This window comes from Parcubacteria group bacterium, from assembly GCA_041659505.1.
Taxonomy (GTDB): domain Bacteria; phylum Patescibacteriota; class Minisyncoccia; order Moranbacterales; family UBA2206; genus UBA9630.
Genome location: JBAZYF010000006.1, coordinates 21,376 through 32,307 on the forward strand (window position 1 = coordinate 21,376; position 10,932 = coordinate 32,307).

The following is a 10,932-nucleotide window of genomic DNA, read 5'->3' on the forward strand; positions in this document are numbered from 1 at the left end:
AGTGCTAATTTGCCTATTTCTTTCCCCGGACAACGTTACTCGATCACTTCCATCTCCACCGGCACTTTTTTTACGCTTACTATTTTCGCGCTAAGCATGATCCAAAAAATAATACTGATCAGATGGACCAAAATCCGCAGAAGAAACGCGCCGAGCGAAAGGACTGTCAAAAACAAGATGAACGCCATTCCGAATGGGACGACCGGAAATTTTTCGTTGGTATAATCTGGCGAAACGATGCTTTGGATTTTTTGATTGATACTTTCCCGCATCACATCCGCCACTTTCTCTGATCCGGTCAATTTCCGATTGACCATCTTCCCAAACTGCTCCCGACCTGCTTCTAGCACTTTTTGTTTTTGAAGCTCTTGCATCTTCTGAAGATTGGCAGGAGAAATCGCCTGACTATTCTCGGCTAAATTAAGCAAGTCAGCATCTCCGCTGGCCGCTTGATTTTCTTGATAATTTTCCAAAATTATCTGATCGACTGTCAGATCCTTATCCTCCAGCTTCTGCAGATCAGGATTGAATTTATAGAGAATCTCTTTCGCCCATTTATTATCCAAAATAGTTCCGGCGTCAAAAGTTGGCAACTTCAAAAGTCCCACCGTCTTAGCTTCAAAATAATATTGGCTGGAAATCACCAGCGCTATCGCTAACACAAAAAAAGCCTTACCCATCCGCAAAGTTTTTGGCAGGCAGATTTTCACATTCAACCCCAGATCCTTTTTGGTCTGTAGATAAGCGATATGCAAAAATATTGCGGAAAAAAGCAAGATCAGCAGATGCCAAAAATTTGGCGCAAAGATGAAACTCAGGAAAAACCCGACAAAAATCGAAATGACCGGCCAAATCTTTTCCTTGACCAAAACAAATTCCAACGAAAGGACGATATACAAAAAAGAGAACCAGAGCATCGGCACCAGCCAGACGCTCGAATCTGCGACGGTCACCGCCCGACTGACAGAAAACCAAGAGAAAAAAGCCGCCAAGATCGAAAGGAAGAAAAGCGAAAACTTCAAAATATTTTTTTGCATTTTTTAGTTTTTAGATTATACCAATATTTTAGCAAAATTTGGCCGATCCGAGAAGAGCTTGTCAGGACAACTCTTTCGTGCTACTAATGAGGCAAGTAGAAAACCAGCCAGCAACTTAAAAACCGAAGGAGGAAATCGCCATGGAACCAAAAGAAAAAAACACGAAAGAATGGTATGCCTGGGCATTGAGGCATCATTATTATTACAACCCGATTTTTTTCGCATGTGCGATCAAAAGAGGACTTGATCTGGCAGTACTCAGAAATTATCTGAGCTGCTTAGAGAACCATACTGATAGCGAAAAGTTCTCCGCGTTGCTAATGAAAAATCATCGCTTCAATACGATACTTATCTGGATTGCCCATAGAAACGGGTTTGGCATGATTGACATACTCCAAAAATATGTTGACTGCCTGGAAGCTGAAATGACCAAGCATGCTCCAGAATTTCCAGCTTGACAAACAGCCAGATTCAGCGTATAATTACGAGCTAGTGCCTATTGAAGGTAAACCAAGAAACGGCCCTAAAATTAGGGCAAAAGGAGAAAGTGATGTTGCGTAAAAAATTCATTGTCGCATTGGCAATACCGGTACTGTTCGCATTATTTTCTGGCAATCGTGGTTGTGGCCACGCCGGACCACTGGTCGGCGCGGCGATTGTCGGAGGAGTAGTCGGGGCAGCAGTGGCCGGTGCTGTCAGTCAATCGTCGCCACAGCCACAGCCTACGGTAGTCTACGTCGAACCGCAGCCATACTACCCTTGTTACATCGAGGGGGAACTTCGGTACGACCATCATGGTCGCAAATACTGGCATCGGTTCCAGACACCCCATCCAGTCCCCTGTCCGTAGTCATCACACGGCAAGCTCAAGATTCTATTGAGCCTCTGCCGTGTTTTTTATGCAAAAATCCATAAGCTAAAAATCTGGACAAAATCCAAATCTGCGCTATACTGACATATTGCACATTAACAAACAATAAGGAGGGAAAATCAATATGATCGCAATGCACTTACATTCTCATCATTCCGATGGGAAAGATAGCGTTAAAGAACTGGTCAAAGTGTTGAATATCGCCAAAGTTAAAGGCGCAATCCTCAGTGACCACGATAATGTTGGTGGAGTCGAAGAATTTCGAACACGGACAAAAAAAGCCGGCATTGAGTCAATACCTGGTTTCGAGTTATCAACCTGCTACGAAGAAAATTACTACATCCACATCCTCGCTTATGGTTTCGACTTGGAGAAAATGGATCTGGTCAAAAAGGGGCTAGAAAGAAATTGCCAAGCGCATAATGAATGCTTCGAGGAAGCCATTTCTGATGCGAATAAACACTTCGAGCTTAACTTGACGACCAAACTCATCAGGCAAGCGACTAATCGCGCGGGCCATACCAATTTTACTTTTCCCCTGTTCAGATATCTTATTGAGCGGATCGGCTTACCGCCAGAAATTGTCGGACGAACTATTTTCGGCCAAAACTCGCCGATGCGAAAACTTTTATCCTCGGGAAAATTAATGACCGTTGAAGAAGGCATGACATTCATCAAAGAAATCGGCGCCACACCCGTTCTTGCTCATCCTGGCTTTTTCGCAGAATACAGCATTAGCCAAAAAGGCACCGAAAAACAACTGGAAGAATTATTTGAAACACTAATTGATCTTGGCCTCAAAGGAGCGGAATATTATTATCCCTACCCCGACAAGCCAGAAATCCAGTTTTTCGCTTCCGTAGCAAAACGCCTGATTGATAAAAATAACAACCTCTGGAGACTCTCTGGCTCCGATTATCACGGAGCCTACAAAACAAACTCCTGTGGCATTGCAATGCCAGGAGTTTCCCTCGAAAAATTTCGAGGATTCAAAAAATTTTGCGAGGGATAAAAAAATCCCCCAAAGATAGCCCGCCTGTTGAAAAACAGCGGGCTATTTTAATTTCTAAATTTCTTCCAAATGCTTCACACAATTTTCCAAAATGATTTTTCCTTTCAATCCATCTTTCAACTCATAGATATACACCGAGGTGTTTTTCGGTTTCTCGACTTCAAAAAAGCGTTCGATCGGAATGCCCGATATGATAGCATGAAGAACCCGGCCAAATCCACCATGAGAAATAATGAGCACGTTTTCGTGAGGATGTTTTGCATATATCTCACCCACCGCGCGAGCTACTCTTTCATATAGCTCTGCAATTGTTTCCACATCAGCTGGAAGATTGTCCCAATCAACTTCACTGGCCATTTTTCCTTGATAGCTACCCAGATTTCTTTCTCGCAGATTTTCCTTGAAATAGATCGGGGCCTTATGGTGAACCGTTATTTTTTCCGCAGTATCTACCACTCTTTTGAGATCACTGCTATAGATTACATCAAACTTGACGTCTTTCAGTCTTTCGGCAACTTTTTCCGCCTGCAATAAACCTTCTTTGGATAGTTTTCCTGGACGATGGCCTTGCAGGATAAATTTAGCGTTATCAATTGTCCGCCCATGTCGCACGATGTATAGTTTCATAAATTGATTATTTTTTCCATAAATTATTCCTTAAACCTTATTTATTCCGCGTACCTCCAATAGACTCTGCATATGAAACTTGGCGGCACAATCCTTAAGCTCCACGATAAGCTCTGGATTATCCTCTCGAGCATATGCGTCAAGATTAAAAGAAATATTATTGTGTTTTTCCCTGAACTCTGAAAGAGTAGTTTTCGTAATAAATTCAGCGTGCTCCAACCCTTCTTTGAATTTATTATCTCCCTTTGGCGCCAAAACCTCAATCCCTTCAATCATAAAATTATCATAACTCAATGGCTCTTTCAATCGACAAACCAAAACCGGCCGACCACCAAATATTTTGTCACTATAATTTTGCGAAAATTCAAGTAAGCCTTTTTTTATTTTTTCATAATTCTCAAGGCTCTCGGTTCTGTATGCAATATGATCCAATTCCTTAAATTCATCCATTGAAAATCCGGATTCTTTCAAGCTGTCAAAAATCCGATCTAAAAAATTTTCGTAATCACCGATGATGGATTTGATTGATTCTTGTGTTTTTTGTTCAGTCATATTTTTTAATAAAACTTCATTCCCACTTTGCATAGTATGGATGAAAAAACCTAAACCCATCTTTCTTTTTGAGTTCCTTTAAAATATTATCTTTTTTAATTTCAACTGGTATTGCATTAAGAGGCGCCTCTCCTCCTAGCTTACTATCAAACCACCAAACACCCAAATCTTTTTCATAAAGAGATATGTTAAAAATTTTCGCATACGTCGGGATTTTATATTCCAGCATTCCTATTTCCCGATTTTTAACCGTCAGATATTTTTCAAAAAATATTCTTGGAAAAATCTGAAAGATAAAAAGTGAGCACAAAACAGCATCCACGTATCCATAATTCTTTTTCACATAATCGACAAATCCAAGATAGTTCTTTCGTTCTTCTTTTTTGGGATTAGTCCAACTCCATCTATTTTCCGTTTCACTATCTAGCTTTTTTGTCCCTGAAATAAAAATCTGATCTTTTTTAAGTCCTGTAAACTGATTCTGGATTGAATCAAAAACAAGCATATCCCATTGAACAACCGCAATACTATCCCAATCAAGCTTTTTTCCTCTTGCGCCATACCAATCTAAAATCATAAGGTCCCCATTAATCCATTTCCAATCAGGATCATCCGATTGAGAAACATAGAAATCGTCGAGGTACTCGCCAAGAGTCTCTTGATATTTTCCTGCTTCTTTTTGATCACCCCCAAAAAGACCAAAGATTTTCAACTCCGGATTATGCTTTTTCAATAGCTCCAATCGATTTTTGCAAATATCTAACTCCTTATAGAACCAAAACAGTATAGCTAGTTTCATATGTTTTTAGCTCTTATAATAATCATCCCTGCTTCAACCTTACCAAGTTTTCCCGATTTTGTCATTATCTCAGAAATCCACCTCATCCGGCCTACGGCCACCTTCTCCTTGGCAAGGAGAAGGGCTTTCTTTAACATTTTTCACGCTCCTATTACCAGAAAATATTCCAACAACTCTGCATCCCGTCCCCTCTCCTTACCAAGGAGAGGGTTAGGGTGAGGTGGATTTAGATTTTAAAGTGTTTGAAATTCATAACATTTTAAAAATTAAATTTTTAGTTATCGCAACCCTTTATTATCAATATTTTTTATCATATTGTGCTAATCTCTCAACAGAATATTTTCCACCTTCAATGGAAGCGCGCACAATACACCCAAAATATTTTTTACCAAAAATCTCCGAGATTTCTTTTAAATTCTTTACAAAATATAAAGAAGCCGCTTCAGTTCCAAGAACACCAAAACCACCTATTAAATAAGAAAAATCGCACTCATCTTGTATATGTGGATTTTTAGCTTTTAAGATTATTCCGTAGCCATAGCCATCTTCCCGCTGAATGATTTCACCACTGTCCTTGTCATAAATCTCTTGTGCATTCATTCCATAGCCAACATTTTTCATAATCTCATAGAATTTCAGTGATGAATCAGCTTGAGCTCCTAGGATAATTACATTCTCATCCCATTCTCTTTGATTAGACATTTTTTCAATCAAGACGTCGTCTTTTCCTAGCTTTGCAAATAATTTTATTAAGTCCATCGATGCGTTCACTTCAACATCTGCCCAAACACAATCTATATTTGGATGTATCCATTGTTTTCCATCAGAGCCAGTTGCGGTTAATTTCGGGCTATCATAAGTATTATTGGGAACAAAAAAATCTCTAGAATAAATTTTAATATTTTTTTTGTTTTTTAACAGCTTGCCAAATATTCTTCCAGCAGGTCTTCTTAAATTTATATATAATTTAATTGAATTTACTATAAATCTAAAAAAACTAAAAATATCCTTCATAAAACTTACTGCGGAAGAAAATAATGTTAGTGGCTCCATATTTTTTAAAGAGCGAGGGCTTTCGCCCCCGCTCAAATTAAATCTATTCCGTTTTAGGTTCTTCACTCTTAGGTTCATCCTTAGTCTCCGCATCCTTCACTTCCTCTTTCGGCGCCTCACCTTCCTTTGGCTGCTCGCCTCCTGGGGTAGCTTGCGGCCCTTGGCCCGCCGTAGCTTCAGCGGAGGCGGCTTTATACAGCTTCTCCCCAATCTTCTGCGCTTCTTGCGAGAGTTCTTCAGTCGCTTTTTTGATCGCTTCAGAGTCATCGCCGTCCTTGACTTTCTTCAACGCTTCGATTTTTTCTTCGACGGGTTTTTTCTCGTCGGCGGTGATTTTGTCACCGGCGTCGCGCAATGCTTTTTCGGTTGTGTAGACCAGCGTGTCGGCCATATTTTTGGCCTCAATCGCTTCTTTCTTTTTCTTATCCTCCTCTGCATGGACTTCGGCGTCTTTTTTCATCTTTTCGATCTCATCTTTCGAAAGTCCGGTGGAAGCTTCGATGCGGATGGATTGTTCTTTGTTCGTCGCCTTGTCTTTAGCTTTGACGTTCAGAATTCCGTTGGCATCGATGTCAAAAGTCACTTCAACTTGCGGGATACCTCTTGGAGATGGTGGAATACCATCGAGAATAAACCGTCCAAGCGTTTTATTATCCGCGGCCATTTCCCGCTCACCTTGCAAGACATGAATTTCTACAGAAGGCTGATTGTCAGCCGCAGTGGAGAATACTTGTGATTTGGAAGTTGGGATGGTCGTGTTTCGGTCAATTAGCGGTGTTCTCACTCCGCCCATCGTTTCAATGCCGAATGTCAGCGGTGTCACATCGAGCAGGAGAACATCTTTCACGTCACCCTGCAAAACTCCACCTTGGATGGCAGCGCCTAATGCGACCACTTCATCCGGGTTCACTGTGATGTTTGGTTTTTTACCAAAGAATTTTTCCACCGTGGAAAGCACGAGTGGCATCCGAGTCATTCCTCCAACCAAGACAACTTCGTTGATGTCCGAGACAGAAAGTTTCGCATCAGCCAACGCTTTTTTAGTCGGCTCGAGAGTTTTCTGGATCAAATCACCGACTAATTCTTCCAATTTAGAACGAGTCAGTTTCATCACGAGATGTTTTGGACCGTTGGCGTCCGTAGTGATGAACGGTTGATTGATTTCTGATTCCATGGCGGTGGAAAGTTCAATCTTGGCTTTTTCGGCCGCTTCTTTAATTCTCTGCAGAGCCAATGAATCTTTAGAAAGATCAATCGCTTCTTGTTTTTTGAACTCGTCAATGATCCAATTGATGATGATTTGATCGAAGTCATCGCCTCCCAGATGGGTGTCCCCGTTGGTCGATTTCACTTCGACAGTGTCCTCGGACACTTCCAAGATGGAGATATCAAACGTTCCACCTCCCAAGTCATAGACCGCAATTTTCTCGTCTTTTTTCTTGTTGAATCCATAAGCCAAAGCGGCAGCTGTTGGTTCGTTGATGATGCGTCGCACATTGAGGCCAGCAATTTCACCAGCTTCTTTCGTCGCTTTTCTTTGCGCGTCGTCAAAATAGGCAGGAACAGTAATGACCGCTTCCGTGATTTTCTCGCCCAATTTTTCTTCCGCATCGGCTTTCAGTTTGGCCAAAATCATGGCGGAAATTTCTTGCGGGGTATATTCCTTGCCGCCCATCTCTACTTTCACGCCGCCATTAGCTTTCACGATTTTATAGGGCAATAGTTTCAAATCACGTTGCACTTCTTCATCCTCAAACTTGCGCCCAATGAGACGTTTGATGGAATAGAGTGTATTGCCCGGATTGGTCACAGCTTGGCGTTTGGCCAAAAGCCCGACCAAGCGTTCATTGGACTTGGAAATCGCCACCATTGATGGAGTTGTGCGATTGCCCTCTTTGTTTTCGATGATACTTGGTGATCCACCTTCAACCACTGCCATTGCGGAGTTGGTCGTACCAAGATCGATTCCTAATATTTTTGCCATACCCATTGATTAGCAATACTTTGCATCATTTATACTGATGCGAAGTACGCTTTGATTAAATAATTTTTAAACTCACTTAAACTTCAAAATCCAAATTACAAATTACCAATCAATGTCCAATATCAAATGCCTAAATCATAAAATTTTGTCATTTGAGTTTTGATCTTTGCTTGACATTGGAAATTGGAAATTGGAAATTTGATATTTCACCATCTCATCTCCCCTATCGGTCACCGGAATCTTCCGATGACCTAAGGTCAGACGACTCATTTAACCTTAACCGCAATTCTCTTCGGCTTCACCTCATCCGCTTTAGGAATAATAATTTTCAGCATTCCCTTCTCGGAGTGAGCTTCAGCCTTGTCAGCTTTCACCGACATCGGAAGAATCACGGAGCGAGAAAAAGATCCGCTGCGCACTTCTTTACGATAATAATCTTCGCGCTTGACTTCCTTCTTTTCCTCAGTGCAACCGGAAATCGTGAGCACATCATTTTCGACTGAAATTTCCACTCTCTCCGGATCAACGCCAGCGAGCGGTGTTTCCACAATCACATTATCCTTGTCTTGATAAACATCCACTGCTGGAGTAAAATCCGCCCCTTCCCTCGTATCCTCTTCGAAAAATCGGTTAAGATCCCTCATCGGAGACCATTGAATAATTCCTCTGTTCATATTATTCACCTCCTTTCTTTTTAATTATGACTATTTTCTATCTTGCAAATTTCAATCTTTAATTTGGCTTAAAAATTGAAGCTTAAAAGATAAGCATTGACTTTTTGGGATTTTTGATACATATTTTCATTAGCACATTCATCAACTACTAGCCTAAGGAGGGCACATGCAAGGACGGAAAAAAATTTTCGTAATTGAACCGATGGAGATCTCAAAAAATGAACTACTACCATTAATGGCTAAAATTGTCGAAAAAATCGATCAATTACATCCAGCCCAAAGAAAGTTAATAGGCAACGCGCTAGTTGAAACACCGTTGAGTAGCGATACGCTTATTATAAGCAAAAGACTTGTTCAGTCAGTTGAAAAATTGACAGGAACAAAGCTTAGAGCCGCTCCTCATATTGCCAAAAAAATCCTACGGAGTAATTTCTCCTGACTCACCCGCCCCAAGATAGCAATCGCATCTTGGGGTGTTATTTTTTAAAAGAACTTCCTGCTCCTATCTATTCTACGATCACCCGTGCCGCGCGGATCACTTTTTCCCCTAATTTATAGCCCTTTACTACAACTTTTTTAATCTTATTCTTTAGCTCTTTTTCCTCCCCTTCTTTGGCCTCATTATCAGTAATCGCTTCATGCAGATTCGGATCAAATTCATCACCCACTTTCGTGTCCATTTCTGTAACACCCTTTTCTTTCAAAATACCTTCCAACTGCTTTTGGATATACATCACCCCCACCACCCAAGGCACTTCTTTTTGCTCGGCGGGGATGTGCTCGATCGCACTGTGGAAATTATCAATTACCGGAATAATCTGTAAAATCATATCTTCCTTGATATACCCCCCGATATTTTTGGCCGATTCTTGTTGACGTTTTTTGTAGTTCTCAAAATCCGCCAAACACCTCCTCCAGCCCAACAGATATGTGTCCGCCAGAGCCTTGGCGTCGGAGGATTCTTCTTCCTTGCTCTCCTGCTTTATAGCCTTTTTAAAGATACTTTTTTTTATATCCCGCTTATCAGTCTCTTTCGGAGTCACATCCGCCTTTTTCATATCCTCAATATCTTCCAGAATTTCTTCCCCGCCTGCATCGCTATGCGAAGCATTGCGGGCAGGTTCGATTTTTTTTTCGTCCGTCATGTTTTTAAATAAAATTAATAACAATTAAAATTACCGCGCTAGAACTCAAAAACTTTTTCATATATTCCATCAGCGATTTGTTCTTGGCATATTTCATCCGCTTTGGTCCGATAATGGCCAGAAGGCCTTTTTCGCCCTCGGTCGTTTCATAGGGCGAAACTATCATTGAACAATTAGAGATGCCCTTGATCGGATTTTCTTTGCCGATAAAAATCTTCGTCTCCCCTAGTTTTATCTTTTTCAAAATTGCCTCTACATTTTCATCGATATAGTCTAAGGCTTCCGCTACTTTGCAAAATTCATCAATTTCTTGAAACTCCGGATTTTCCAAAAGTTCCTTGATTCCAAAATCATAAAATTCTTTTTCAAAACCGGTCACGGCCAGACTGCCACTCAGCGAAGAAAGTAATTTAGCTGTCGCGCGAGAGAGTCGGTTGTTTTGCGCCTTCATCTTCAACAGCTCCACTTGCATCTTTTTCTGTTCCGCGAGACTAAGCTCCTGTTCTGGCATAATCTCAGATACAAAATAGCGATATCCCCTGTCGGTCGGAATCCGGCCGGCAGAGGTGTGTGGCTGATAGAGATAGCCTTCTTTTTCCAATTCCGCCATATCATTCCTGATAGTGGCCGAACTGAGATCGGAAAAATATTTCTGCGAAAGGATCTTCGAACCGACTGCCACAGCCGTCGCCGTATATTCCTCTACTACGGCTGCCAAAATTTTCTGCTGTCTTTCTTCCATGGTTCTATTTTAGACTATTAGCACTCGGCTGTCTTGAGTGCTAATTTAATTTTACACGGGTTATTTTTGTCTGTCAATAGTTCGACAAAGATTGACCAAACTGATCCACTTAAGATAAATCATGCCTTAAATTGCAATTAAAAAAATGCCCGCATTGAGCATCTTTTTAATCTTTGATTTTATACCTAAAAAATTATCTCCTCCCCACACAATCCTTCTCCCCCACCTGCAAATTACAACCATCATTGCAAGAAACATCCTTGCAAGTATAGGAGGCACAGTCGGGAGCATCCGGATGGCAATCTTCACCAGTATTATTGACATTAATCTTAGCAACTGGAGTTGCCAGACAGCTTGGTCCGGTCACTTTCAGACTAGGAGCATAGGTGCCGTTTTTGTCGTAGGTGCAGGTAAAGGAACCATTCGTAGAATCTTT

The 10,932-nt window shown here is 41.2% G+C and carries 13 protein-coding genes; 2 read left to right on the forward strand and 11 right to left on the reverse strand.

Features of this window, described 5'->3' with window-relative positions:
• Positions 1-35: 35 nt before the first annotated feature.
• Positions 36-1,037 (reverse strand): hypothetical protein, encoded by a 1,002-nt coding sequence (locus WC848_06810; GenBank protein MFA5962361.1) that lies wholly within the window; start codon positions 1,035-1,037, stop codon positions 36-38.
• A 140-nt stretch (positions 1,038-1,177) separates the two neighbouring features.
• Between WC848_06810 and WC848_06815 the strand changes: the two genes are divergently transcribed.
• Together WC848_06815 and WC848_06820 are read left to right on the forward strand one after the other, a co-directional pair.
• Positions 1,178-1,495 (forward strand): hypothetical protein, encoded by a 318-nt coding sequence (locus WC848_06815; protein ID MFA5962362.1) that lies wholly within the window; start codon positions 1,178-1,180, stop codon positions 1,493-1,495.
• A gap of 537 nt (positions 1,496-2,032) precedes the next feature.
• The gene (locus WC848_06820; GenBank protein MFA5962363.1) at positions 2,033-2,920 is read left to right on the forward strand and encodes a PHP domain-containing protein; all 888 of its coding nucleotides are present in this window, start codon (positions 2,033-2,035) and stop codon (positions 2,918-2,920) included.
• Between the two features lie 54 nt (positions 2,921-2,974).
• Here the strand turns inward: WC848_06820 and WC848_06825 are convergent, their stop codons facing one another.
• From WC848_06825 to WC848_06870, 10 genes are all read right to left on the reverse strand, one after another.
• On the reverse strand, positions 2,975-3,547 hold the full coding sequence (locus WC848_06825) for a histidine phosphatase family protein (protein ID MFA5962364.1): 573 nt from the start codon (positions 3,545-3,547) through the stop codon (positions 2,975-2,977).
• A 30-nt stretch (positions 3,548-3,577) separates the two neighbouring features.
• Entirely contained in the window at positions 3,578-4,099 is a 522-nt protein-coding gene (locus tag WC848_06830; GenBank protein MFA5962365.1) for a VOC family protein, read from the reverse strand.
• Positions 4,100-4,115: 16 nt separating this feature from the next.
• On the reverse strand, positions 4,116-4,898 hold the full coding sequence (locus tag WC848_06835) for a hypothetical protein (GenBank protein ID MFA5962366.1): 783 nt from the start codon (positions 4,896-4,898) through the stop codon (positions 4,116-4,118).
• Positions 4,895-5,035, reverse strand: coding sequence for a hypothetical protein (locus WC848_06840; protein ID MFA5962367.1), 141 nt, complete (start codon positions 5,033-5,035; stop codon positions 4,895-4,897). The genes WC848_06835 and WC848_06840 overlap by 4 nt, the downstream gene beginning before the upstream one ends.
• 160 nt (positions 5,036-5,195) lie before the next feature.
• A complete protein-coding gene (locus WC848_06845) occupies positions 5,196-5,951 on the reverse strand; it encodes a hypothetical protein (protein MFA5962368.1) in 756 nt (251 codons plus the stop codon).
• A 43-nt stretch (positions 5,952-5,994) separates the two neighbouring features.
• Complete coding sequence (gene dnaK / locus WC848_06850; protein MFA5962369.1) at positions 5,995-7,935, reverse strand: molecular chaperone DnaK; 1,941 nt, start codon at positions 7,933-7,935, stop codon at positions 5,995-5,997.
• Positions 7,936-8,201: 266 nt separating this feature from the next.
• Positions 8,202-8,609, reverse strand: coding sequence for an Hsp20/alpha crystallin family protein (locus WC848_06855; protein ID MFA5962370.1), 408 nt, complete (start codon positions 8,607-8,609; stop codon positions 8,202-8,204).
• 506 nt (positions 8,610-9,115) lie between these two features.
• Positions 9,116-9,754 (reverse strand): nucleotide exchange factor GrpE, encoded by a 639-nt coding sequence (gene grpE, locus WC848_06860; GenBank protein ID MFA5962371.1) that lies wholly within the window; start codon positions 9,752-9,754, stop codon positions 9,116-9,118.
• 4 nt (positions 9,755-9,758) lie between these two features.
• Positions 9,759-10,496 (reverse strand): hypothetical protein, encoded by a 738-nt coding sequence (locus WC848_06865; protein ID MFA5962372.1) that lies wholly within the window; start codon positions 10,494-10,496, stop codon positions 9,759-9,761.
• A gap of 193 nt (positions 10,497-10,689) precedes the next feature.
• The coding region (locus WC848_06870) for a hypothetical protein (protein ID MFA5962373.1) at positions 10,690-10,932 on the reverse strand (243 nt) is incomplete at its 5' end.